18 protein-coding genes are annotated in these 25,745 nt (G+C 36.6%); 4 read left to right on the top strand and 14 right to left on the bottom strand.

Going from position 1 to position 25,745, the window contains the following annotated elements; all coding sequences use genetic code 11:
* The first annotated feature begins 106 nt into the window (after nucleotides 1-106).
* Nucleotides 107-1,225 carry a DNA polymerase III subunit beta gene (dnaN, locus tag ACU8DI_RS07550; protein ID WP_447112158.1) on the top strand — a complete coding sequence of 373 codons (1,119 nt, stop codon included), beginning with the start codon at nucleotides 107-109 and terminating at the stop codon, nucleotides 1,223-1,225.
* A gap of 3 nt (nucleotides 1,226-1,228) precedes the next feature.
* Nucleotides 1,229-1,483 carry a hypothetical protein gene (locus tag ACU8DI_RS07555; protein ID WP_447112159.1) on the top strand — a complete coding sequence of 85 codons (255 nt, stop codon included), beginning with the start codon at nucleotides 1,229-1,231 and terminating at the stop codon, nucleotides 1,481-1,483.
* Nucleotides 1,484-1,544: 61 nt separating this feature from the next.
* Here ACU8DI_RS07555 and ACU8DI_RS07560 read toward each other — a convergent pair whose 3' ends face one another.
* The 13 genes from ACU8DI_RS07560 to mnmE all read right to left on the bottom strand — a co-directional run bounded on the left by ACU8DI_RS07560 (nucleotide 1,545) and on the right by mnmE (nucleotide 22,759).
* Complete coding sequence (locus tag ACU8DI_RS07560) at nucleotides 1,545-1,880, bottom strand: DUF4870 domain-containing protein (RefSeq protein ID WP_447112160.1); 336 nt, start codon at nucleotides 1,878-1,880, stop codon at nucleotides 1,545-1,547.
* 426 nt (nucleotides 1,881-2,306) lie between these two features.
* The gene (locus ACU8DI_RS07565) at nucleotides 2,307-2,891 is read right to left on the bottom strand and encodes a methyltransferase domain-containing protein (RefSeq protein WP_447112161.1); all 585 of its coding nucleotides are present in this window, start codon (nucleotides 2,889-2,891) and stop codon (nucleotides 2,307-2,309) included.
* On the bottom strand, nucleotides 2,875-3,882 hold the full coding sequence (locus ACU8DI_RS07570) for a LacI family DNA-binding transcriptional regulator (RefSeq protein WP_447112162.1): 1,008 nt from the start codon (nucleotides 3,880-3,882) through the stop codon (nucleotides 2,875-2,877). The genes ACU8DI_RS07565 and ACU8DI_RS07570 overlap by 17 nt, the downstream gene beginning before the upstream one ends.
* A 73-nt stretch (nucleotides 3,883-3,955) precedes the next feature.
* Entirely contained in the window at nucleotides 3,956-5,215 is a 1,260-nt protein-coding gene (locus ACU8DI_RS07575) for a T9SS type A sorting domain-containing protein (protein WP_447112163.1), read from the bottom strand.
* 88 nt (nucleotides 5,216-5,303) lie between these two features.
* A complete protein-coding gene (locus tag ACU8DI_RS07580) occupies nucleotides 5,304-6,221 on the bottom strand; it encodes a T9SS type A sorting domain-containing protein (protein WP_447112164.1) in 918 nt (305 codons plus the stop codon).
* Nucleotides 6,222-6,251: 30 nt separating this feature from the next.
* Complete coding sequence (locus ACU8DI_RS07585) at nucleotides 6,252-7,007, bottom strand: glycoside hydrolase family 16 protein (RefSeq protein ID WP_447112165.1); 756 nt, start codon at nucleotides 7,005-7,007, stop codon at nucleotides 6,252-6,254.
* On the bottom strand, nucleotides 7,007-9,226 hold the full coding sequence (gene bglX, locus ACU8DI_RS07590; RefSeq protein WP_447112457.1) for a beta-glucosidase BglX: 2,220 nt from the start codon (nucleotides 9,224-9,226) through the stop codon (nucleotides 7,007-7,009). The genes ACU8DI_RS07585 and bglX overlap by 1 nt, the downstream gene beginning before the upstream one ends.
* A 109-nt stretch (nucleotides 9,227-9,335) precedes the next feature.
* Nucleotides 9,336-10,991, bottom strand: a complete 1,656-nt coding sequence (locus ACU8DI_RS07595; protein ID WP_447112166.1) for a glycoside hydrolase family 16 protein — start codon at nucleotides 10,989-10,991, stop codon at nucleotides 9,336-9,338.
* A 14-nt stretch (nucleotides 10,992-11,005) separates the two neighbouring features.
* The gene (locus ACU8DI_RS07600) at nucleotides 11,006-13,579 is read right to left on the bottom strand and encodes a hypothetical protein (RefSeq protein WP_447112167.1); all 2,574 of its coding nucleotides are present in this window, start codon (nucleotides 13,577-13,579) and stop codon (nucleotides 11,006-11,008) included.
* Between the two features lie 19 nt (nucleotides 13,580-13,598).
* Nucleotides 13,599-15,059 (bottom strand): RagB/SusD family nutrient uptake outer membrane protein, encoded by a 1,461-nt coding sequence (locus ACU8DI_RS07605; RefSeq protein WP_447112168.1) that lies wholly within the window; start codon nucleotides 15,057-15,059, stop codon nucleotides 13,599-13,601.
* 12 nt (nucleotides 15,060-15,071) lie between these two features.
* Complete coding sequence (locus ACU8DI_RS07610; protein ID WP_447112169.1) at nucleotides 15,072-18,113, bottom strand: SusC/RagA family TonB-linked outer membrane protein; 3,042 nt, start codon at nucleotides 18,111-18,113, stop codon at nucleotides 15,072-15,074.
* Between the two features lie 235 nt (nucleotides 18,114-18,348).
* A complete protein-coding gene (locus ACU8DI_RS07615) occupies nucleotides 18,349-21,180 on the bottom strand; it encodes a triple tyrosine motif-containing protein (protein ID WP_447112170.1) in 2,832 nt (943 codons plus the stop codon).
* 187 nt (nucleotides 21,181-21,367) lie between these two features.
* Nucleotides 21,368-22,759 carry a tRNA uridine-5-carboxymethylaminomethyl(34) synthesis GTPase MnmE gene (gene mnmE / locus ACU8DI_RS07620; protein WP_447112171.1) on the bottom strand — a complete coding sequence of 464 codons (1,392 nt, stop codon included), beginning with the start codon at nucleotides 22,757-22,759 and terminating at the stop codon, nucleotides 21,368-21,370.
* A gap of 191 nt (nucleotides 22,760-22,950) precedes the next feature.
* Between mnmE and ACU8DI_RS07625 the strand changes: the two genes are divergently transcribed.
* Nucleotides 22,951-24,096: a redoxin domain-containing protein gene (locus ACU8DI_RS07625; RefSeq protein WP_447112172.1), complete on the top strand. Its 1,146-nt coding sequence runs from the start codon at nucleotides 22,951-22,953 to the stop codon at nucleotides 24,094-24,096.
* Between the two features lie 59 nt (nucleotides 24,097-24,155).
* On the opposite strand, the gene ACU8DI_RS07630 is transcribed toward ACU8DI_RS07625, so the two are convergent.
* Entirely contained in the window at nucleotides 24,156-24,806 is a 651-nt protein-coding gene (locus tag ACU8DI_RS07630) for a rhomboid family intramembrane serine protease (RefSeq protein ID WP_447112173.1), read from the bottom strand.
* Nucleotides 24,807-24,852: 46 nt separating this feature from the next.
* On the opposite strand from ACU8DI_RS07630, the gene ACU8DI_RS07635 reads away from it, so the two are divergent.
* Entirely contained in the window at nucleotides 24,853-25,743 is an 891-nt protein-coding gene (locus ACU8DI_RS07635) for a lysophospholipid acyltransferase family protein (RefSeq protein ID WP_447112174.1), read from the top strand.
* Nucleotides 25,744-25,745: the final 2 nt, after the last annotated feature.

Genomic DNA, 25,745 nt, shown 5'->3' on the forward strand with positions numbered 1-25,745 from the left:
AAAGCGTTAATTTGTTAATAAGTTTGTTTTATAAAACAATCCCTTTGGGATATATTTGTATTGCGTAATTTGTTATCGCAACATTGAAAAAAATCAATTATCACACATGAAATTTATAGTATCTAGTACCTATCTTCTTAAGCAATTACAAGTTTTAGGAGGTGTCATAAATAGTTCTAACACCTTACCTATTTTAGATAATTTTTTATTTGAGTTGAAAGACTCAAAATTAACCGTATCTGCTAGTGACTTAGAAACGACTATGTCGTCTACCTTGGATGTAGAAAGCGATAATGATGGTAGTATTGCCTTACCAGCTCGTTTGTTATTAGATACCTTAAAAACATTTCCTGAACAACCGCTTACTTTCGTTGTGGAAGACAATAACACGGTTGAAATCAGTTCGAATCATGGTAAGTATGCCTTAGCCTATGCTGATGGCAATGAATTTCCGAAAGCTGTGGAATTAGACAACCCAAGTACCACAACCATTTCTGGAGACATCTTGGCTACTGCGATTAGCAAAACTATTTTCGCAGCTGGCAACGATGATTTACGCCCAGTAATGAGTGGAGTGTTTTTTCAATTTTCTACCGAAGGTTTAACCTTTGTAGCTACAGATGCTCATAAACTAGTAAAATATACTAGAGAAGACATTAAAGCGAATCAAGTCGCTGAATTTATTATGCCTAAAAAACCGTTAAATCTTTTAAAAGGTATTTTAGCGGCGAATGATGACAATGTTACGATCGAATACAACGATTCCAACGCGAAGTTTACGTTTGAAAATAGCGTATTGGTATGTCGATTGATCGACGGAAAATATCCAAATTACGAAGCCGTGATTCCAAAAGAGAATCCAAACAAATTGACTATAGATAGAACACAGTTCTTGAATTCTGTGCGTCGTGTTAGTATTTTTTCAAACAAAACAACACATCAAATTCGCTTAAAAATAGCTGGAGCAGAATTAAATATTTCTGCAGAGGATATCGATTATTCTAATAAAGCTGAAGAACGTCTTACTTGTGATTACCAAGGTGATGATATGCAAATTGGCTTTAATTCGCGTTTCTTGACTGAAATGTTGAATAATTTAAATGCTGATGACGTACAATTAGAAATGAGTTTACCGAATAGAGCTGGTATCCTTACGCCTATTGATGGTTTAGATGATGGCGAACATGTGACCATGTTGGTGATGCCTGTGATGTTGAACAGTTAATCCATGGTTAAGAAAATCATCGGCTATTTCTTGTTGCTGCTAGGCGTATTCTCCATTTTGAGTATTCTTGGAAATGTTGTGAAACTTATACTTGGTTCAAAACGTCTATCTAACCCAGAACCTTCTGAACTTGTTATGGCTATTGTTTTTGCCATGTTTCTCGGATTTATTTGCTTTAAATATGGCATCAAATGGACCTCAAAAAAGAAAGCTATTAAGGATGATATTGACGCTATAGGAAACGAACAGAATTCATAATAACATTAAAAAACGCTCACTTTTCAGTGAGCGTTTTTATTACCTCTTGATATAAAAATAACTAACTAATAAAATTAAGAGATAAAGGATATTTAGGTGTTTCTCCATGACTCGCTTTGATCGCGTTGATGATAGGAAATATAAAGGATAAGAGACATAAAGCCAATAATCCAAAGATTCCTACCAATACAAAAACTAAAGGAATACAGATTAAACTATAGACAAGTATACTCAATTGAAAATTGACAATATTTTTGCCTTGCTGATCCATTTGATAAACTTTTTCTTTCTGTGTGGCCCAAATCACAAGCGGCACGATCAATCCACCAAAGCCAGTAATAAATGTCAACAGCTGACTTAAATGGGTCAACACAATAAGTTGATTATCTTGTTTCATGATCTGATTATTTTGATTGAACACCTATAGGACGTAAACTCAGTCCAATTGTTACAAAATTTTTCAATTTTTTTAAATAACTCCTGCGAATCGAGCATCTCCCTTAATTTTCAAACGAACAATACTTAAAAAAGGAGCGCTCATAAAAAGCGCTCCTTTTAACTAACTAATAAACAGACATTACTCCGTTGTATCGGTTTTATTTTTATCACCACTGGTCATAAACTTTATCAAAAACCCAATGAGTATTAAACATATGAATCCAAATATGGCTACCATAATCACTGTAATATTTGAACTGTATAAAGCGATATTCTGACCAATCATAATAAGAAACTTAAATAAGTATTAATCAACTTGTGTAAAATTACAATACAACGTTTCTTAGAAATATGACAATTGTCATGAACTGATCTTTTTTTAGAATTATTTTTTTTGAAGGTTAACAAACAGTTCTCTACCAGATCTAGATGGATGCGAATTATATGCCATGTCCATGACTTTAATTTGAAAATGAGGCGTAAATCGCTCGATATATTCACTCTTAGATCCTCCAAAAGGTGGTTGATCATCATTTAGTGGCACATTAAAAAAAAGGCCTACCAATTGTCCGTTTTTCTTTAAAATCGCTTGCATCTTTTCGACATATTTCGATCGTAATTTAGGGTCTAATGCACAAAAGAAAGTCTGTTCAATAATAAGATCAAATTTGAGGTCAAGATTAAAAAAGTCCTTGTGTAATAGCTGCCTTTCGGGAAATTCTGGAACTCTTTTTTTTAAATTATTTAATGCTGTTTTGGAGACATCGGCGACATACACCTGTTTAAACCCTTTTTTAAATAAGTATTCGGCTTCATAAGCATTTCCGGCACCTGGAATTAAAATTTTAAGGTTTTTATCCTCCAATTGATCAACATAGGCTTTTAAGGGTGGCGATATTGATCCTAAATCCCATCCTATATTCCCTGAGGTATAACGCTCCTCCCAATATGACTTATCGAGTCGTACCACGAAGAACAATATTAGTTCGGATAGTTTTAGTAATTGGCTGAGAAACGCCTTTATTGTTAATGCGATCTATTAATAAAGCCACAGCATTCTTTCCGATTTCCAAGGTGTGTTGTGATACGGTAGAAAGTTTTGGATTTGTAAATTTTAGAATGTTTTCATCGGAAAAACCAATAACGGATAAATCTTCGGGAACGTTTCTTCCCAATTTCAACGCTTTATGAAGCGCAATTACACCAGAAACGTTATCAATAGCAACGATACCATCAATCGAGTCATCGTCTTGTAAGGTTTTCTCAATGACGGCTTCGATAGCATCATCTGATTTTAGAATGATCGTTTTTGGTTGGCGACCATAATCATCAGCTTCACCTAATGCTTCTGTATAACCGTTGGTTCTGAGTTTACCTACGCTGAGATCTTCAATATCGCTAAAGAGAACAATGTTTTTTCTACCCTCCGAAAGCAGATGCTTTGTCGCTTCATAGGCAGCTCCAAAATCATCAATAATCACTTTGTCACAGGCGATGTTTTCTGAAACTCTGTCAAATAAAACGACCGGAATATTTTGCTTAGCTAGTATATTGATATGATCAAAATCATTCGCCACTTGAGTTTCTTCAGCGATGGACATAATGAAGCCATCTACACTCCCATTAGATAATAACTGAAGACTTTCAATTTCTTTAGATTGCAACTCATTAGACACACAAGTAATAATGTTATAACCCTTGTCTGATGCTTCTTTCTCAATAGCATACAATGCTTTCGCAAAAAAATGATTTAAAATATTTGGTATAATCACACCAATGGTATTGGTCTTGCTACTTTTTAAACTAACCGCTAATTTATTGGGTTTATAATTTAAAAGTTTAGCTAAGGACTTCACTCGTTCAATCGTATCAGGACTTATTTCATCACTATCGTGTAAGGCTTTAGAGACCGTTGATACGGAAACATTCAATTGTTCAGCGAGTTGTTTCAGTGTAACCATGTGCTTTATAAGATAAAAAAGAGTGTACTTGTATAAAAATACACTCTTTTATTCTTATTTTAAAAAGCTATTCCTACTTTTTAATTAATTTTAATGTTCTACCGCCATTTGCTGAACGGATTTTAGCAAAATACAATCCTGTTTTTAAAGTTGATGCATCAATTTCTACCATTGTTGAGCTCGGATTAATGAGTAATACTTGCTTCCCAAGTACATCGTAAATTTCTATAGACGATAAGATACTATTCGAATTCAAGATCCAATGATTCTCCGAAGGATTTGGATATACGGTCATATTATTCAATTCCAAGTCTGTGACACTAAGATTTGTTCCTGGATTCACTGAGAAATAGAGATTATCAAAATACGCAATACCTGTATTTAGATCAGATTCGGTTCCAATTTTAAATTGGAAAAATTTATCAGTACTAAAACCCTGGTTTGTGAAGAAACTCAAGGGAATATCTACACTGGTCCATGTATCAAACACAAAGGCTTCTTGTGTAGGTAATTCATAAAAATATTCGAAAACGCTTCCATCTTCTTCAATCAAAATCATACGAATTTGAGTCGCATTGGATGTCCAATAATCGAAATGAAAGTAATTGTACGCACTCACATCGGTCACTGTGCCAGGATTAGTTCCTTCACCATAACCTGCAACTGAAAAATCCATTTTTAAGGTATTATTGACAGCAGCACTCGGATCTGTATCAACGACAGTGGTGACTCCAAAACTGTAATCACTGGTCCATATATTCGTGAAACCTCCTGTATCTCCATAGATACTCAATACTTCATTATCGGGTGTTGTAGGTGTTGGAGAGGGTGTCTCAAGTTCTGGAACTGGCGTGACATTCGTTCCACCAGCAAAATCGTCCACTAAATAAGTACCGACATCATTGTTATTAAAATCTGGAAAAAACACCATCAAACTATAATCTCCAAGTCCGGCACCATAATCTAAGGTGATAATCTGCCAGTCGGTTCCAGAAGTTGTAAATGATAATTCGGTATCAGGTCCTGTACCAGCTTCAAATTTTAACAAATGTGTTCGAGTTCCATAGTCTGCGAGTGGTTTCATTCTAAAGGTTATGGTATTGTTAGCGTCATCAGATAAGTCCAGATTTTCAGCTAAGTTTAATTGTGCTGTATCATAGAGTAATCCGCCACCAGCTATAGAGCCAACGGGATTACCGCCATCATCTGCTATTGTGAACGAGCAGTCAAAACAATTCATGGCATCTGAAGGGTCAGAAAAATCTATTGGCATGACCTGCCCAAAAGAGCAAATAGCGAATAGCATAACGAGTAATTGGGCAGTTGTTTTCATAATAAAATAGTATTAAAATTTAATGGAAATAAAAATGCCGCATTTGCTACAAGCAAATGCGGCATCTGTTTGTTGTATTAATAAAGGACTATTCCTTTACCAACTTAAATGTTTTAATCGCGTCTTCCGATTGGATTCTTGCGATGTAAACACCTGTTTTTAAAGCTGTCGCGTCAATGGTCACTTGATCAGAATTGACTTGTTTTGATATGACTTGTTTACCTAAGACATCAAATACTTTAACTGAACTCACAGGTGAAGTAGCTTTGATGTTCCAAACCTGAGATGTTGGATTCGGATAGATAGAGAACTCAGAAGCCGCTACCTCATTGGCACTAAGTGTCGCTGGCTGAATCACAATACTACCTAATGCATCATAAGCGGCATCAAAACTTGGATCTAAATTAATATTTGGGCCAATCATTTGGAAACCATATTGAATGTTTTCCAAACCTGTATACCCTGTAGCATCCATGGTTAAAGTGAAATCACCAGAAACCGTTGATAAATCAACAATATCAGAAGCGAGAACCGTTCCAAAATCTGCTGAAAACACTTTAATAAATGCCGTAAATTGAAAATCGTAAGGTGCAATACCTGTGTTGTTCAAAGTATTTGAACTCACAGAACCGCTAAACGTAAAATTAGTACCATTTAAAGCAGGATCTTGAATGTATAAGTTAGCATCCATGATTTTGTTCCCTCTTAATTGGGTTCCATCACCTTGCCAATAAGGGGCTGGATCTCCTATTCTATTTGGTTTAAGTGTTAACGTATTTCCACCTGTATCCAAAATAGCAATAAGATCTGGAATTCCCCATGGTGAACCAAATTCGTAAGCACCATTTCCATCTGGAGCAGGCAAGTTGCTTACGTTCATAAAACCCAAACCTGTACCGGTTGGATCAGGACTAAAGCTAGTAGCATCAAAATTAATGTTGGTCTGTGCAATTAATGGCGCAAAAGTCAACATCAGAATAGTCATAAAAATGTAGTTTTTTTTCATAGTAAAATATATTTGTTAATCATTAATAAATTAATAAATGTAGACATAATCTACAATAAATTCTTTAGGAAAAATGCTATCATCTACTTCAGGTCCACCGAAATTTCCTCCAATAGCCATGTTCAAAATCACATAAAATGGCTTATCAAAAGGCCATGTTTTATCATCCTTCATTTCTGGAGAAAACGTGTAAACCAATTCATCATCAATATAAAATTTGATTGCGGCTTCATTCCATTCACATTTATAAACATGAAACCCTTCTTCTATTGTTTCGATAGTGGTTACTTTGGTGTTTTTTGATTGCCCGTAACTATCTGCCGTGTGCAACGTTGTATGAATTTCATGTGGTGCCTTGCCTACGTATTCCATGATGTCTATCTCTCCACAAGCTGGCCATGTTTTGTCGTCAATATCATTGCCTAACATCCAGATAGCAGGCCATAAACCGCTACCTTCAGGTAACTTTGCTCTAACTTCTATGGTTCCATATTGGAATTCCGATTTATCCTTAGTAGTGATTCTTCCAGAATAATACGATGAAGAATCCTTGGTAGCTGTTATTATTAATTGTCCGTTCGCTACCTTAACATTGTCTTTTGTATATGTTTGTCGCTCATTATTTCCCCAACCACAAAGATTTGGACAACCATCTCCTAACTCATAATTCCAGATGGATTCATTGAGATTTGTCCCATTAAAATCCTCTTTTAAAATGAATGTTTTTTCTGACTTGCAAGAGGCAAAACACAGTATTGAAAATAATATAATTAGCGACTGTTTCATTATTTAAGATTAAATGTTTTTTCTAGCTGCGTATCTGAACTTCCACCTATAAAAACTTTGAATTCACCAGGCTCCAGTATAAATTCACCTTGATTATTGTAAAAACCTAATTCTTTTTTCGTCAATGTCATTGTTACTTCCTTTGACTCATTAGGCGCTAATTCTATCAACTCAAATCCTTTCAATTCTTTTACAGGTCGCGTCACACTAGCATACATATCGTTAATATATAATTGTGCCACTTCTTTACCTTTCAGCTTGCCAGTATTGGTTAATTTGAAAGTCACTTTAACCTCATCAGAAGCTACTACATCAACAACCAAATCAGCATACTCAAATGTGGTATAACTTAAACCATGACCAAACGGATATAATGCTGTATTTTCTACATCCTGAAAATGCGACCAAAAAACCACATCGGGACCTGGTAATGATGGTCTTCCTGTATTTTTGTAGTTGTAATATATGGGTACTTGTCCTACGCGTCTTGGGAAAGTCATTGGTAACTTCCCACTTGGATTATAGTCACCGTATAATACTTGAGCAATGGCATTACCACTTTGTGTTCCTAAGTGCCAGGCTTCAACTATAGATGGGATATGTTCATCTGCCCAAGTGATTGTTAAAGGTCTTCCATTGTTTAAGACTAAAACGATATTCGGATTTACTTTGTATACTTCTTCTAAGAGCTCTTGCTGAACACCAGGTAGCCCTAATTCAGTTCGGCTTCGCCCTTCTCCACTCTGCAATCCATGTTCTCCAAGAACCATCACTACCACATCAGATGCTTTAGCAATTGATATCGCCTCAGAAAAACCGCTTTTGTCCGTGGTGTTAATAGTAAGTTCAGTTGCAAATTCAGTTTTACCAATACTCACATCAGCGCCTTTGACATAGGTCAATTTATTACCAATGTATTGCTTCATCCCTTCTAAAACAGAAACCGCAGTACTGTCATCAGCACCAATTCTCCAACTTCCTAACGGACTTGTTTTATCGCTGGCCAATGCACCGATTAAGGCAATTTTTTGACCTGACTTCTTCAATGGCAACAATTGTTTGTCATTTTTAAGAAGTACAATCGATTTTTTAGCAACATCGAGAACAGCGTCATGAAATTTCTGCTGACCAGTAACTGTCTTCTCTCGTTCTTCATCTAAATATTTATAAGGATCATCAAAGAGTCCTAATTCAAATTTCACTCTTAAAATTCGAGTCACCGCATCATCAATAAGTGCTTCATCAACTTTTCCTTCTTTTACGAGTCCAGCTAATTTTTCAACATATAAGTAAGATTCCATGTCCATATCAGATCCTGCATTCACCGCTATCTCGGCAGCCTGAACACCATCTTTAGCATGACCATGAGCAATCATTTCTGTAATAGAACCCCAATCTGAAACTACAAAACCATCAAAGTTCCATTTTTCCTTTAAAATATCCCTTTGCAAGTATTTATTTCCGGTAGCAGGTACGCCATTTAATTCATTAAATGAATTCATAAAAGTTCGAACACCTGCTTCTTTAGCAGCAATAAAAGGTGGAAAAATAATATTGTTTAATGTGGATGTACCCACATCTACTGTATTATAATCCCTTCCTGATTCGGCAAAACCATAACCTGCAAAATGTTTGGCACAGGCTGCAATGGTATTATGTGCTGCTAAATCGGTACCCTGAAAACCTTCTACACGGGCTTTAGCAATCTTACATCCCAAATAGGTGTCTTCACCTGCACCTTCCATTACGCGTCCCCATCTGGCATCTCTAGAAACATCGACCATTGGCGCAAACGTCCAATTGATACCAGCAGCGGCAGCTTCTTCAGCAGCAATTTCTGCTGAAAGTTTAATAGCGTCCAAATCCCAACTAGCAGATTCTGCGAGAGGAATTGGACTTATGGTTTTATAGCCATGAATCACGTCAAAACCAATTATTAGGGGAATGCCTAGTCTTGTTTCTTCGACCGCTATTTTTTGCACAGCTCTGACATTCTCTACACCTCGCACATTGAGCATCGAACCAACATACCCTTTTTTTAGGTGTTCATACTTTTTAGCAGCAGCACCTTCTTCAGGTTCGGGTCCAGTTAAATCCCAAAACCCGTTGTATTGATTCATCTGACCAATTTTTTCTTCTAAAGTCATTTTAGAAAGTAGTTCTGAGACCTTACTCTCGATATTCTCAATGTTAGAATGGATCTCAGAATCACTATTCATGGCCAAATCATTCGATGTGCTTTTGTTGCAAGCCAATAACGTGATTGACATTAGTGCTACAAAACCACAAATCTTAAAATATGAATGTTTGTTGAATCTCATTTGATATTTATTGATAAACTCTTACATAATCAATTTCCATAGTGTCTTCGGTAAACCCTGGATCAATGGTTCCTCCCAACGTTCCTCCCATGGCAATATTCAAGATCATAAAGAAATCACTTTCAAAAGGCAAATCTGGTGAATTCACAATCGTATGGAAAACATTGTCATCAACTAAAAATGTGATAGCATCTGGTGTCCATTCTACTGTGTAATTATGAAATTCTGTAGTTGAAGTTGTCAAAACTGTACTAGAAGAATCTCCGGCACCAGGAGATACCGCTGGATGATGAACTGTAGCAAGAACTGTGTTTTTATCTTGTCCCGTTTGTTCCATAATATCTATTTCACCACAAGCAGGCCAAGTATTGGTTTGATAATCTGCTCCAAGCATCCAAATGGCTGGCCATGTACCTGTAGAAGATGGAAGTTTCGCTCTAACTTCCACTCTTCCATAGGTAAACTCAAATAAATCTTCACTTTTTAATCTAGCCGACGTATATCCACTACCATTAGCTTTAGCCGTAATTTTAAGCATTCCGTCTTCCACTATCACATTTTCAGCATCATTTGTATAGGTTTGCACCTCTTGGTTACCCCAACCACCAGCACCTAAATCATAGGTCCAGTTCGCTGCATCGGGAGCTCCATTGGTATCAAACTCATCTGCCCATACAAGATTGTTGTAAATGCTATTAAATTCTTCGGAAGGTAAGGTTGTGGTAAATCTATGGTACCAGTATAAAACTGGGTTTAAAGCATCTAGTGTACGCACATAAAGTGTACTATTAGTGACCTCGATAATATCATATGAAGAAGATCCAACATAGTAACCCATAAACTTTCCGTCAGAAAAATTCATCGTAGTACCTCTTGCGTTAAAATCTGGATCTGGAACTGTTGACCAATCAAAAGATGATGGTGCCAAGGACACAATACTAGTTCCTGAAGTATCAAAATCAAAACAAGCATCTTCACCAGCATTTTCTCCGATCACTCCTTGATGTGCTGCATTAAAAAATGTTTGTCCGTTGTTATTCAACTCAAACGTCAATTGCTCATTAGCATCCAAGCTAAAAGTCAATTCATCATTACACAAACAATCTGAAATAGGAATCCCACATTTTTCAAAGGGTTGTGCTGCATAGAATGACGGAAACCAAAAGGCATCCGCAGCAATCTCAGGAGTACCACCAACGCCTAAATGTCCTGGAGTTGAAGCATCCAAATACCACGTTTTAGAAGATCCTACACCACCACTCAATAATTCTTTAGCTTCGAGATCATCAAACGAACTAAAGACTTCCACTTCAATAGTTCCTGTAGTAGAAGTTCCTCCAGAACCGACGGCGCTTACCACTACTGTATAGGTATTCACACCCACAAGACTATATCTGTGCGTATTCATTCCTGAAGGAACAACACCTTGAAGTCCATCTCCAAACTGAAAATTATAACTTAAAGCATTGTCTGCCGTAGCCGTTAATTTCACTAATCCGCTTCCGTCCCCAAAAGGATTATCCGCATCTACACCTAAGACTTCTGCTGTAATCTGCAAATTGGAAGGTGCCACAATATCTCCGATACTTGCATCATCATCTTGACAATTGGAAACCAAAGTCATTGTAAGAATGAGGCAAGCTATTTTTATTAAATTTTTCATATGATTTTTTTTCTCTATTGTTTAACCAATTTATATTGCCAGAATACACCAGCTCCAGATTCGATATAAACATCCATGGAGTTAGGTCCTGTAAGTGTCACATTATAAGTAATGGAGGTTGGTACCGCTACATTAGGTAACTCCCCTTGATTGTTAGCTTTTGGTAAACCTATATAAGCACCTGTACCATTGACTGTCACTGTTCCTGCAACATCATCATAGGCATAGGTATAGGAACCTGTACCATCATAAGGAGCAACAGGTGTACCACAGGCATCACCTCCTCCTTGCCATCCTTCAATCCAAGTTTCTGCTCCAAGATTAACTGTAAAAGTCCCATCAGATCCAAAGACATATGTATCATCAAAATAACAAGCTCTATCTACCACACAAGCAGCATCACAAGCGTACCAACTTGTATCTCCTAGTGCTGGACCAACTCCTAGTGAGCCAGCTTCAGAAGACATCACCCATGTTCCTTCTAACGGACTAGAGTCTACAGCATCTCTAACTAATTTATATTGCCAGAATACACCTGCTCCAGATTCGATATAAACATCCATGGAGTTAGGTCCTGTAAGTGTCACATTATAAGTAATGGAGGTTGGTACCGCTACATTCGGTAATTCCCCTTGATTGTTAGCCTTTGGCAAACCAATATAAGCACCTGTACCATTGACTGTCACTGTTCCTGCAACATCATCATAGGCATAGGTATAGGAACCTGTACCATCATAAGGAGCAACAGGTGTACCACAGGCATCACCTCCTCCTTGCCATCCTTCAATCCAAGTTTCTGCTCCAAGATTAACTGTAAAAGTCCCATCAGATCCAAAGACATATGTATCATCAAAATAACAAGCTCTATCTACCACACAAGCAGCATCACAAGCGTACCAACTTGTATCTCCTAGTGCTGGACCAACTCCTAGTGAGCCAGCTTCAGAAGACATCACCCATGTTCCTTCTAACGGACTAGAGTCTACAGCATCTCTAACTAATTTATATTGCCAGAATACACCTGCTCCAGATTCGATATAAACATCCATGGAGTTAGGTCCTGTAAGTGTCACATTATAAGTAATGGAGGTTGGTACCGCTACATTCGGTAATTCCCCTTGATTGTTAGCCTTTGGCAAACCAATATAAGCACCTGTACCATTGACTGTCACTGTTCCTGCAACATCATCATAGGCATAGGTATAGGAACCTGTACCATCATAAGGAGCAACAGGTGTACCACAGGCATCACCTCCTCCTTGCCATCCTTCAATCCAAGTTTCAGCTCCAAGATTAACTGTAAAAGAGCCATCAGATCCAAAGACATACGTATCGTCAAAATAACAAGCTCTATCTACGACACATGCAGCGTCACAGGCATACCAGCTTGTATCTCCTAGTGCTGGACCAACTCCTAAAGATCCTGCTTCTTCAGCCATTCTCCAAGTTCCTTCTAATCCCTCAGGAACATTACTAGGCGCTTTATAGAAATAGACATTATCAATAAAGAAATCAAAGGTTCCTACAGGTATTCCTGAGAAAATTAATTGCTGAATCGAATTAATAGACGTCATACCAGCATCTGTAAAATCGCTCATAGGAATATCGATAGACACCCATTCGTTCTGAGGAAGCCCTTCGAATACAATTTCAGCTTCCGTTGCTGTACCTCCTAAGTCTACTAGTTTAATTCTAAACGTCGTCGCATTAACACTCCAAAAATCTAGGTGAAATGCATCCATCTGACTTGCATCCACTGCGTCGTCACCATAAAATTCAACACCAACGAAATCGGCATCTGCATAAAATTTGGTATCATTCCCTTCAATTTGAAGATCTGTAAGTACACTAGTACTCCAATCTGATCTCCAAGAACTCACATTAACATCTAATGCATAAGCATTACTAAACATCGAGATCACGTCAGAATCAGCTCTGTTAGGAGGCGTTGGCGCCGCTGCTAAAGGTTGTAATATTTCTGTTACCAAAAACTCTTCGGTGTATGTTGCTGTCTCAACAGCTGCACTAAAAGCGGTCACGGTTATAGTATACGTCCCAGCCGTTTCATAGGTATACGAAACTGGCTCATCTATATTAGCCATAATCGGTGTTGATCCTGCTTCACCAAAATCAACCTCATAGGACAGCGCAAAATCTGCTGAAGCCATAACATTCACTTGTCTGGAAACAGCTGTATCATTTTCAATGCTTACCATTAAATTTTGAGGTGCCTGGAAAGACACAACGATTGGTTGAACCACAGTGGTTGATAATCCATTTAAACCGTTAGCGGTAATCGTTGCTTCGTAGGTACCTTCTTCGTAGGTATGACTGACACTATTACCAGGTTGAATACCTTCGGAAGCATCTGAGCCATCACCAAACGATACATTAAAACTAGTGACACCTTCCCCTAATGGTGTGATGGTCACTAAACCTGTGTTGTCTTGAGTTACAACTACATTAGCTGAAACATTCGTAGGAGCGGCAATGCCATTAACATAATCTGTGTTGTCGTCATCTTCAGCACAGGTATAAGCTACCAATGCAAGGAGACAAATTCCAAAAACATACTTAATAATTTTCATATTCATCAATTTTTATTTTTTAATATCCAGGGTTTTGTTGCCAATTGCCATTTGAGAATTGGATTTCTTCAAAAGGCACAGGAAACAATTCATTTTTGTTTGAGGTGAAACCATCAATTTGATTACCTCTACCGGTTCTAACCAAATCAAAGAAGTGATGTCCTTCCCCTACCAATTCTACACGTCGCTCTTGATAGATAGCATCTGTCAAAGCATTTCCTGAAGATGTTACATCTGGTAAGGTTGCTCTTGTTCTTACTCTATTTAAATACAATCTTGCTTTGTCATCATCAATACCACCACGATTGAAAGCTTCAGCTGCCATTAATAAAACATCGGCAAAGCGAATAGCTCGATAGTTATTAGGGTTTGTTAAGTTCAAATCACCTGCAGCTTCTGAACTACGTAATCTAGGTAAGTACTTTCTATTGAAATATCCTGTATGCTCATAACCAGTACCGTATGTTGCACCCGTTGCAGCTGCCCATGCTTCAATGTCCAAAATGGCAACATCTTGTCTCACATCGTTAGCTTCGAAGGCCTCGTAAGTTTCTTGTGTTGGGACATTAAAACTAAATCCTGAGGTAAATGTAGGGCCAGAGTAATTTCTAATACCGCTGAATCCCACAGCCACATTTCCTTCGCTACATTGCAAACATCCAAAACCAGCACCTTCCACATCCGTATATTGAACTTCAAAAACGGACTCAATATTATTTTCGCCTTGATCTTCAAAGATGGTATCATAATTTTGAACCAGATCGTATGGACCATTCATTATTAGGTTTTCCAATACAATGGCTGCATCAGAAAATTTATCTTGATAAAGGTAGGCTTTACCTAAAAGCGCTTCAGCAGACCCTTTAGTAGCTCTACCCGTTTGAGGAGCTGTATAATCTAGTGTATTCGCTGCGAATATCAAATCAGCTTCTATCAAAGCATACACGTCTTCAACAGGACTTCTTGGTATTGTCGTTTCATCACCTAATGAAAACCTTGTTTCCTTTAATGGTACTGGACCAAACCATTTTACTAATTCGAAGTAATAATAAGCTCTTAAAAAACGTGCTTCGGCAATAATAATTTCTTTACCTTCAAAATCCGTTTTATCTTGAAACTCCAAAATATAATTCGCTCTATTAACACCAGCAAACATCCAATTCCAGATATCCTTAAGGTTACTGTTCACAGGTGTATGAATCATATCATCAATTTGTTGCCAACCAATCACATCGGTAGCACTTTCACCACCACACAATGTGTTATTAGATGCAATTTCTCCTACAATGGCATTGGCATACGTAGCTTGTAACAAATCGTAAGCACCAATCAAGGCATTGTAATAATCGTCTTCAGAATTGAAGTAATTTTCAGAATCTATCGAATACGGAATAGGTCGGTCTATAAAATCGTCTGTACAACCAGACAAACCGAAAACTACCGTAAAAACCGTTACTATTTTTATAAAATTATTTTTCATCTTCATCATTGATTAAAAGTTAAGATTTACGCCTACTAAATAGGTTCTTGGCACTGGATAGAAACCGAAATCAATTCCTCCACCAATTGGAGCACCACTTGAAGCTCCTGGATCGTATCCTCTATATTTTGTAAATGTGTATAAGTTGTTGACACCTGCATAAATTCGCACTTTTGAAAGTTCAAATTTTTCAGTGAGCGTTAAAGGCAATGTATAGCCTAATTGTACATTTTGAATTCTGACATAAGAAGCATCTTCCACAAAATAATCAGAAAACACATTATTTGTTGTGGCTGCTGTTGTGACTCTTGGAACTGTATTACTAGTACCCTCTCCTGTCCAGCGTCCTAAGACATAGTTCAATCTGTTCACATCTGTAAGTGTTCGCTCATAATTTCTGACCATATCATTTCCTAGAGATGCAAATGTGTAGGCAACAAAATCAAACCCTTTGTATTTAAAATTTAAATTAAGTCCCATCGTCACATCTGGAATTGGATCACCAATATTCGTACGGTCATTAGCATCAATATTCCCGTCACCGTTAACATCCACAAATCGAATGTCTCCTGGTGCAGCAGATGCCCCTAAATCATTTTGCGCTGGATGTGCATCCACTTCTGCTTGATTTTGAAATATCCCATCTGTTTGTAATCCATAAAAATAACCGATTGGCTGACCTACTTCCATACGAGATGGTGCTAGCTGACCGACACCAAAACTTCCACCTTCAAGAAAGCCTGTACTGTTATTCACTTCTAGAACTTCATTTTTCAATGTTGTCAAATTGTAATTAATACCAAAGCTAAAGTCGTCTGACAAATCATCCTTATAACCAATGGCTAATTCAAAACCCCTGTTTTCAACCTTACCAGCATTAACCGTTGGTGAACCACTTCCTGGAGCACTTACTCCTGTAATTCCTGAGACAGGTATATTGGTTATTAAAAGATTGTCTCTAGTGTTAATAAAATAATCTGCGGTAATGTCTAATTTATTTCCAAAGATTCTCATATCTAAACCAACATCAAACTTCTTGGCTTCCTCCCATTGCAAATCTGAATTAGGCAATACACCAATAGCTTGGCCTTGCACTAAAGCATCATCAAACACATAGGTTGCTTCTCCATCTAACAAACTAACATAACCGTTATTTCCAATTTGATCATTTCCTAAAACACCATAACTAGCACGTAGTTTCACGAAATTAAGTATAGAGTCCTCTAAGTTGAAATCGTCGGAAATAATCCATCCTGCTGTCACAGAAGGAAAATATGCCACTCTATTCTCGGGACCAAATCTTGTTGACAAATCACGTCTTATCATGGCAGACAATAAATACTTACCATCAAAGTCATATTCGGCTCTTGCAAAAAATGATAATCGTCTTTCGTCATAAGCGTAAGAACCGACATCGCGTCCTTCACTTGTACCTAATGCTAATGCGATATCAGCAAAATCCCAAGAGTTATTGGGTACATCGTATCCTGTTGCGAATAGTCCATTTCCAAATTGCTTATAAACTGTAGTTCCTGCCGTTATTTTAACATTATGCAGCTCGTTAAATAAGTTGTCATATGTTGCAAAAACATCTAATGTATAATCATTATCATTAATAGAGTTTTGAGACACACTACTTCTTGGTACGTCAAAAACTTTACCTCCATAATCTACTTGCTTGGCAAAGGTTTTTCCTTCGCTATTAGAAGTATTAAAACCTATTCGGGTCGTTAACATAACATTCTTAAGTAAATCCAACTCTAAAGCGACTGTACCATTTAATTTTCTTAAGTCGTAATCGTTATAAGTATTTTGAATTTGTGCTATCGGATTAATAATTTCAATACCTAAGCCTGGTGAATTTGGAATCAATGTTGGTTGTCCAGCTTCATTATAAGCAGGAATGGTTGCTGGTAAATTTAAACCATTGAAAAGCACCGATCCTAGTCCGAAATCATTAATAGCATCTCGGTCAATATAGGTATATATTGCATTGGCCTTCACGCGAATTTTATCTGAAATGTCGGCTCCAATAGACAATCTTGCTGTATTTCTTCTAAAATCTGATTTTTTAGGAGCGATAATTCCTTCTTGGTACAAGTGAGACCCACTTAAACTATACACAATTTTTTCTGAACCACCTGAGACGTTAAAATCATGACTAATCAATGGCACGCTTTCATTAAATACTTCGTCTTGCCAATCGGTACCAACTCCTAATCCTGAAACATTCGGGAAAGGTATTGGTTGTCCTCCTGCGGCATAACTTTCATTTAAAAGTAACGCATATTCGGTGGCGTTTAACAAAGGTAATTTTCTTGAGGTTTCTTGAAAACCAGTATAGGCATTATATGACACCTTGGTTCTTGAGTTTTTCTTACCAGTTTTTGTAGTTATCAGAACAACACCATTGGCTCCAACCGTTCCATAAATAGCTGCTTGTGCATCTTTTAATACCGTAATAGTCTCAATATCATTTGGATTCAAGACACTTAAATCTCCTTGATATCCATCAATTATTACCAACGGACCATTTGCGCCATTTGTAGAGATACCTCGAATCCTAATATCTAAACCAGCACCAGGAGCTCCAGATTGCGTAGTCACATTAACACCGGAAACAGTTCCTTGTAATGCTTGCTCTACTTTTACCGGCTTAATTTCATCTAAGGTTTGAGAACTTACCAAAGACACGGCTCCCGTAACATCTCGCTTTTTCTGAGTACCATATCCAATAACGACGACTTCGTCTAAAGCTTCGGTATCTTCAGTAAGTTGAATCGTCAAAGCATCTCCATTTTTGACAATTACCTCTTGAGTTTTATAACCTAAGTAGGTAAAGACAAGAATTGAGTTGACCTCAACATTCTTCAATTCAAAAATACCGTCAAAATCGGTCGAAACACCTTTCGTTGTATTTTTTACTAATACGTTTACACCTGGTAATGGCAGTCCAGATGCCTGATCTGTAACTGTTCCTGTGACATCTACTTCTTGGGCTAAAGCCACCGAAGTAAAAATCATAAAGAACAAGGTAAAAATTTTTGTTGTCATATTATTTCATTGTTATAATGTAAACTTATGACATGTAATTAAGAATTCATCAAAATTCACCAATACAAAAAACATACATGATAAAAAAATAGGTAGATTTTTAACAAATCCTCATTTAATAAAGCATTTAACAGCGATTTAACAGCTCTGCTTTATCAAAATTACAACGTTGTAGAAGCCTTAAATGTACAAATGTAGTGGTAATGTAGTGGTGATATTAACCTTTGTATAGTTGCTATATTTCCAAAATGTAATTTGTTAAGCTAGCCTCATGTGGTAAATCCATCTTTTTACGTAATCGGTATCGCTTCACTTCGACACTTTTAGGTGAAATATTTAATAAAGGAGCTATTTCCTTTGAAGATAAATTAAGTCTTAAATAAGCGCACAATTTTAAGTCGTTTGGTGTCAAGGAAGGGTGTTTCGTTTTTACTTTCTTTAGAAAATCTTTGTCGGCATTGTTAAACGCTTCTTCAAAAAATTTCCAATCATCGGTATTATTCAAATTTTTATCAATAATCTTAATCACCGAATTCAACCCTTTAGAGTGATCAATATTCTTTTTGAGTTCATCCTTAATATTATTAAGAAACTCATTTTTCTTTATAAGACTCATCGTAGATATTGCTAACTCCCTATTTTTATTCTCAATATCTTGTTTTAACTGTTCATTTCTAACCGTCATGAGTTCTTGTTCATTTTCCAATTGCTTTAACTCCAATTCTCGCTCGGCCTCAATCAATAATTTTTCCTCTTGTTTCTTATATTTTCGCTTATAAATAGTATGCATCATGATGGAAAATAGAATAACAGACAGCATGTACACGGCAATCATCCAATTGTTTAAATACCATGGCTTGTCTATCTCAAAACTATACGTTGCAACATTCTTTGTGACTTGATTACCTACTCTACCACGCACATGTAACTTATAATCACCAAATGGAAGGTTTTTAAAAAGTTCACTGGAATTTTTGGACCACTCACTCCATTTACTGTAATTCCCTTCTAATTTATATTGATACTCTGCCTCTAAATATTTGTCAAATTCAGGGATGCTATAAGTGAACTCAAAGTTGTTTTTTCTATTATGGAAAGTCGTACTCATTGAAGGCTCTAACAACTGTTTCTCCGAATTAAGTGCATAATTATAAATAGCATTGATTCCTATTTCGTAAGTGGTTTCTCGCAATTTTTCTAAGTCGATCATTATGTATCCTGAAGACGTCCCTAGGAGATAGTTTTGTTTATCCACTAATATGATATTTTCATATCCGGTAATAGTTTGCCTCAAGCCACTTGATAGCGGTACTCTATTTATTTGTGGCATATTTGTGAGTAATCCGGGTGATACATAATTAATATTGCGTTTGGAAAAACTCCAAAGCTTGTTTCCTGTAACCACCATTTTTCCAGACACATATGTTTCTGGCATATACATAGCACTCAACACGCTATCTTTAACAAAAATTTTACCTTGTTTGTCATATTTAAAAACGCCTTCATCATAGGCATATAATACGTCGGAATCATAGGTGACCAGACTTGAGTGGGCACCTTTCGCTACCGTTGTCTCTCTTGATAATTTTAACTTACGTTCAAAATTATCATCTACCTCTAACTTAAAAACCCCTTTATACTCATGACTCACAAGAATTTGCTGCTTATCAACAATTTCGAAATATTTAGAGGACATATTATAACCGGTAATTTTATTGCGGATTTTCCAATCGGTGTCCGTTTTTTCTAAAATGTGCAAGCCATTATAATTTCCTTGTAGTAAAAGATCTCGTTTGTTCGGGATTGGTTTGATATCCCAAGTCCCTTGCACATCAGAAATAATTCTTGCGCCGGAACCATCAATAATAAAGGTGCCTAAATTGTGACCACAAAACAAAGTATTGTCATACGCACGTAAACACCAGACTTGGCCTTTCGTGCCTTCGATGAATTTAAAAGGTTCATTAGTAACTTCAGACCGAACAAATAAACCTTGATTCGTTCCCAAATATAAATTTCCATTATGCACAATAGAGGCATACACCGCTCCAAGATGCCCTTTTTTGTCATCATAAATTTTAAAAGGTGACGAGCGATTAACACAATTAATACCTTTGTCTAGTCCCAACCATATATTCTGATCTTCATCTTCAAAAACAGAAAGAATGGTATTATTACTCAAGCCTTTATCCTGATCTAAAATATAATCGATTTGCCCTTCTTCAGTTAAATGGACAATACCATTAGAAATCGTTCCTAACGCAAAACTACCATCCTTTAATCTCAAACTACTATAAATAGTGAATTTAGAAATGGCTTCATTTGCAGGAAAATCCCATTGGCTCATTTTTCCATTTTCGACTAGAAAAAACCCCTTTTGATTCGTAAGCACAATTAATTGGTCATCAACATCATAGACATCGACCATCGTATTGTATTGGATATTCTGATCGTTGGTTACCAATTTATCTTCGCCATTTTCAATTTTAAACAAGCCCTCACCTATTTTCTGAAAATAAATGGCATTTTTTACTTGAACCATTTTGGTCAAGGTGGTATTAGAATCAATTATAAAGAAGGATTTCTCTGTAGTATCATAACTGTAGATTCTATTTAAAGACTGAAACAATACAAATCCATCCATACTTATAATATTCCAAATTTGCTCATCCTCCAGCATCTGCTCCTTCAAATCTTTTGATAGCGACGTATAAACCAATTCATGCAGGCCATTATCCTCCCAAAATCCAAACTCCATATAGCAGCCCGTGTAAATTCTTTGTCCATCTGCTTTCACGGATCTGAGAATGGTTTGATTAGGCGTCTCATAAAGCTTCCAATTGGCACCATTAAACTCTAACAAACCTTTGTTGTTTGCAACATAAATATGTTTATCATCAGCCTGAGAAATTGCCCAATTTTGATTCTCAGCATGATACATTTCAGCAGTAAATACTTGAATAGGTGAGATCTCTTGTGCCTTTAAATTCATAAAGGACAACAGCAACAACATTAGAATTGCTGAATTCGTTTTCTTCGGCATATGAAAGCGTGTCTTAAAAGGCATCGTTAGGGTTTATCAACACAAAATAAGACTAATATTACAGATTACAAAGAAGCCTGTTAAGATAGGTCTCTTTTACCTAACTTTAAGTGAAGGAATTTGGTGTCTCCTTAGAAATAGATAGCCTTCCATACAATCCAGCAACTAGATAACATTCATGGAACATGACAGATTAGAACTGGAGAATGAACTACTTTCCGATACAAAAATTAGCAAAAATATTCCCCAAAAGATCATCATTGGTAATTTCACCGGTAATCTCTCCAAAGTGGTACAAGGCTTGTCTGATGTCTATCGCCAATAAATCACCAGAAAGATCAGTATCTAGACCAATTTTTACTTTTTGCACTTCCTCAAATGCCTTGAGTAATGCATCGTAGTGTCGTGAGTTCGTAATGATAGTCTCATTATTTCTTAGAGCCCCTGTATTAATTAAATCCAATAAACTATTGGTCAATTGTTCAACACCAAATCCCGTTTTTGCCGACAATAATTTGACGTTTTTTATTTGCGATTGTAATAACGCTAATTGCTCATCTGTCAATTGATCTATTTTATTCGCAATAATCAATAATGGTTTTTGAGGATATTTGTTTTTAATCTTTTCAATTTCAACTTGAACTATTTTCAATTCTGATAAGGCTTTCGCACTATCAAATAAATAAACCACAACTTGTGCTTGCTCAATCTTCTCGAATGTTTTTTTGATTCCAATACTTTCAACAACATCCTTGGTATCACGAATTCCAGCGGTATCAATAAACCTAAATCCAATACCTCCAATTGATATTTCATCTTCTATGGTGTCTCTGGTCGTACCCGCAATTTCCGATACAATAGCACGTTCTTCATTCAACAACGCATTAAGGAGTGTCGATTTTCCAACGTTAGGCTCACCAACAATAGCCACTGGTATACCATTTTTTATGACGTTTCCAACGGCAAAAGAATCCATCAAACGCTTTAAGACAAATATAATCCGCTCTATCAATTCCTTGAATTGTGTCCGATCTGCAAACTCAACATCCTCTTCCGCAAAATCAAGTTCTAGTTCAATCAGGGAAGCGAAATTTAGTAATTCCTCTCTTAGCTTAGCGATTTCAGAAGAGAATCCGCCGCGCATTTGCTGCATCGCTACTTGGTGAGAGGCTTCGTTATCACTTGCTATCAAATCAGCCACGGCTTCTGCTTGAGATAAGTCTAATTTACCATTTAAAAAAGCTCTTAGTGTAAACTCACCAGGATTTGCCATTCGACAACCTTGCCTTAAAAATAATTGGATAATTTCTTGCTGAATATATGGACTACCATGACAGGAAATTTCAATCACATCTTCACCTGTATAAGAATTAGGGTTTTTAAAAACTGAAACTAATACTTCATCATATACACGATCATCGGCTACAATATGTCCAAGATGAATGGTATGCGTCGCTTGATCTTTCAGGTTTTTTCCGCTTTTAACGGACCGAAAACACGCATCAGCCATTGAAATGGCTTCATCTCCTGATAATCTAACTATTGCAATTGCACCATTTCCCGATGCAGTAGCTAATGCGACAATGGTATCTTGATGTGTCATAGATTCGTTCTTTATGCAAAAATATTGGAAATTTGAGACAAAAAGATGTTTGAATCCACATCTTTGAGTTTTTATTCAGATTCTCCATGTTTCTTCTTCCAACATACTTATTATATTTGTAACATTGTTGTAAATATCACATGCAACAGGAGTCATATGATTTTAAAATGTTTCAAATTAAATTCTAGCACATGAGAAAGATTATTATAATAGTACTAATTGGCGCTTTATTTTTTGCCTGTAAAACAGAAGAACAACCTTTAGATGGCTATCGAATCACTGGCGATGCTCCAGGGGTTTATAATGGAATTCGAGCCTATCTTGAAGTTCCAGGCCAGCGCGGAAACACTATTTATTTGGACACAGCAATTGTGCAAAATGAACGTTTTGTATTCGAAGGAAAAGTAGACAGTCCGCAATTGGTTGGTTTAACTATTAATAGCGTTAAAGGTAAGCTACCTATGATTTTAGAAAACCAAGCGATGACGGTTGCGGTAGACATCAATGCTTTAAATAGTTCAAAGGTTGAAGGATCGAAAGCCAATGAAGAATTAATGGACTACAACAATCAGTTTACAGACTTACTGGCACAAAGTAAAGCCATCACCACAAAAATGAGATCAACCGCAGATCCTGCTGAAAAAACAAAACTTTCAGAGGAGTATTCAGCTTTAAATCAACAGTTGACAGATCTCCCTAAGACTTATATTCAAACTCATAAAAATAGCTTGTATTCATTAGTGTTATTAGAAAACCAACTAAAAGCTAGAAACGCAGATCTCGACAACTTATCGGCCATGTTTAACGCCTTAGATCCTTCTTTGAAATCTAGTAATCAAGGAAAAACGATCAGTGCAAATATTGAAAATCTCAAAAAAGAAAAAGCCCTTCTAAGTGCTACTGAAATTGGTAAGAAAGCTCCAGCTTTTGCGGCACCTACACCAGATGGTAAACAATTATCATTAAATGATGCGCTGGGCAAAGTGACGATCGTTGATTTTTGGGCGTCTTGGTGTGGTCCTTGTAGAAGAGAAAACCCGAACGTCGTGAAGGTCTACAATAAATACCATAACAAAGGGTTAGAAATTATTGGTGTGTCTTTGGATGGAACGCCTCGTCAGAAAGACCCAAAAGCTTTGTGGATGAAAGCTATAGAACAAGACAAACTAGCTTGGAATCATGTCTCTAATCTCCAGTATTTTAATGATCCCGTAGCAAAAGCCTATAATATAAAATCCATTCCTGCGACCTATATCTTGGATGAAAACGGTGTCATTATTGCTAAAAACCTAAGAGGTTCTGCTTTAGAGGCAAAAATTGCTGAGTTATTAGATTAATCAGATACTATCACAAAAAAACATGGAGCCCACATGCTAACAAATAGCTTGTGGGTTTTTTATATTTTACCCAACTTATGCATGATCAATAAAACAACGATAGGCACAGCCAACAAGCCCACCATCAATAAATTTGTTTCAAATAAAGAAGGTGTCAAAATCAAGGTGAGCATATAACCACCTACGGCACCTCCAAAATGGGCATCATGACCAATATTTCCTATACGGTTCTTCATGCCGTAAATGGAATACAGTAGATATATGATGCCGAAGATATAGCCAGGTATCTCAAAAGGAATAAATAGCAAATAAACACCTTGTTGTGGCTCCAATAAAATAGCTGAATAAAGAACTCCCATAACGGCACCACTTGCGCCAACGGCACTGTAATGATATTCATCTTTATGGAAATATAAAGAGAGTAAACTTCCTAAGACTAAACTCCCTATATATAATAAAAGAAAATTGAAATTCCCCAAATGATAAATTACACGATCAGCAAAAAAGTATAAGGTGATCATGTTAAATATTAAGTGAGCACTATCAGCATGAAGAAATCCAGAACTGAACATTCTATATTGTTCGCCTCGTCTAATGCTTCCAACATTGAATTTGTAACGCTCAAAAAAGCCGTAATCATTAAACCCTTTGTAAGAAATTAATGCATTTGCTGCAATAATGATAATTGTAAACAAACTAAAATTACCCATAGACTTTAATTATTTATATTTGCCATTGCAAATCTAATACTAATAAATGCAATTTCTAATCTACATTATAGTTTATCCATTTTTATGGCTCATCTCCATTCTTCCCTTTAGATTGTTATATGCATTTTCAGATGTTTTGTATTTTTTTATCTATCGTGTTTTTGGTTATAGAAAAAAAACCGTAGTTGGTAATTTGAATCTCGTCTTTCCTGATAAAGATGAAAAAGAGATCAAACGAATCACTAAAAAGTTTTATCATCATTTATGTGATATGATGGTAGAGGCTATAAAAGCGCTGACCATTTCAGAAGCTGAAATGAAAAAACGATTCACATTTACGAATGTGGAATTAATGCAAAACATAGAAAATCGAGACCGTAGCATCGTATTGATGTGTGCTCACTACGGTAGTTGGGAATGGATTTTTATTCTACAAACCTATATCAAATCCCGCGGAAATGCTGTTTATAAACGCATTGAAAATAAATATTTTGACCGCTTAGTAAAGCGTATACGAGCAAAATACAATAGCCATCTTATCACTACTAAAGAAACCATACCTGTTCTAACAGAACTGCAAAAACAAGGTGTTACAACTGTTAATGGATTTGTATCTGATCAAAATCCGAGACCATGGAAAGCTTTTCTGTGGACTGAATTCATGGGCATAAAAGTGCCGGTACACACAGGTGCCGAGATGCTAGCAAAACGCTTGGATATGTCGGTGGTGTTTTTTAAAGTGAAACGCTTAAAACGAGGTTATTACGAAACGTCCTTTGTAACCTTAGCCGAGAACCCAAAAGAATATGCCGATTACGAAATCACTGAAATGTTCTTAAGGCTAGTGGAAGCACAAATTTATGAAGCACCAGAATACTACCTGTGGACTCATAAGCGCTGGAAATATAAAGATCGTTCTCCTGAAGATTACAAATAAAT

This window comes from Psychroserpens sp. BH13MA-6, from assembly GCF_052983595.1.

Excerpts from the sequence above, each read along its gene's own strand:
- dnaN (WP_447112158.1), top strand. The coding sequence starts at position 107 with ATGAAATTTATAGTATCTAGTACCTATCTTCTTAAGCAATTACAAGTT.
- ACU8DI_RS07555 (WP_447112159.1), top strand. The coding sequence starts at position 1,229 with ATGGTTAAGAAAATCATCGGCTATTTCTTGTTGCTGCTAGGCGTATTC.
- ACU8DI_RS07560 (WP_447112160.1), bottom strand. The coding sequence starts at position 1,880 with ATGAAACAAGATAATCAACTTATTGTGTTGACCCATTTAAGTCAGCTG.
- ACU8DI_RS07570 (WP_447112162.1), bottom strand. The coding sequence starts at position 3,882 with ATGGTTACACTGAAACAACTCGCTGAACAATTGAATGTTTCCGTATCA.
- ACU8DI_RS07575 (WP_447112163.1), bottom strand. The coding sequence starts at position 5,215 with ATGAAAACAACTGCCCAATTACTCGTTATGCTATTCGCTATTTGCTCT.
- ACU8DI_RS07580 (WP_447112164.1), bottom strand. The coding sequence starts at position 6,221 with ATGAAAAAAAACTACATTTTTATGACTATTCTGATGTTGACTTTTGCG.
- ACU8DI_RS07585 (WP_447112165.1), bottom strand. The coding sequence starts at position 7,007 with ATGAAACAGTCGCTAATTATATTATTTTCAATACTGTGTTTTGCCTCT.
- bglX (WP_447112457.1), bottom strand. The coding sequence starts at position 9,226 with ATGAATAGTGATTCTGAGATCCATTCTAACATTGAGAATATCGAGAGT.
- ACU8DI_RS07595 (WP_447112166.1), bottom strand. The coding sequence starts at position 10,991 with ATGAAAAATTTAATAAAAATAGCTTGCCTCATTCTTACAATGACTTTG.
- ACU8DI_RS07600 (WP_447112167.1), bottom strand. The coding sequence starts at position 13,579 with ATGAAAATTATTAAGTATGTTTTTGGAATTTGTCTCCTTGCATTGGTA.
- ACU8DI_RS07605 (WP_447112168.1), bottom strand. The coding sequence starts at position 15,059 with ATGAAAAATAATTTTATAAAAATAGTAACGGTTTTTACGGTAGTTTTC.
- ACU8DI_RS07610 (WP_447112169.1), bottom strand. The coding sequence starts at position 18,113 with ATGACAACAAAAATTTTTACCTTGTTCTTTATGATTTTTACTTCGGTG.
- ACU8DI_RS07615 (WP_447112170.1), bottom strand. The coding sequence starts at position 21,180 with ATGCCTTTTAAGACACGCTTTCATATGCCGAAGAAAACGAATTCAGCA.
- mnmE (WP_447112171.1), bottom strand. The coding sequence starts at position 22,759 with ATGACACATCAAGATACCATTGTCGCATTAGCTACTGCATCGGGAAAT.
- ACU8DI_RS07625 (WP_447112172.1), top strand. The coding sequence starts at position 22,951 with ATGAGAAAGATTATTATAATAGTACTAATTGGCGCTTTATTTTTTGCC.
- ACU8DI_RS07630 (WP_447112173.1), bottom strand. The coding sequence starts at position 24,806 with ATGGGTAATTTTAGTTTGTTTACAATTATCATTATTGCAGCAAATGCA.
- ACU8DI_RS07635 (WP_447112174.1), top strand. The coding sequence starts at position 24,853 with ATGCAATTTCTAATCTACATTATAGTTTATCCATTTTTATGGCTCATC.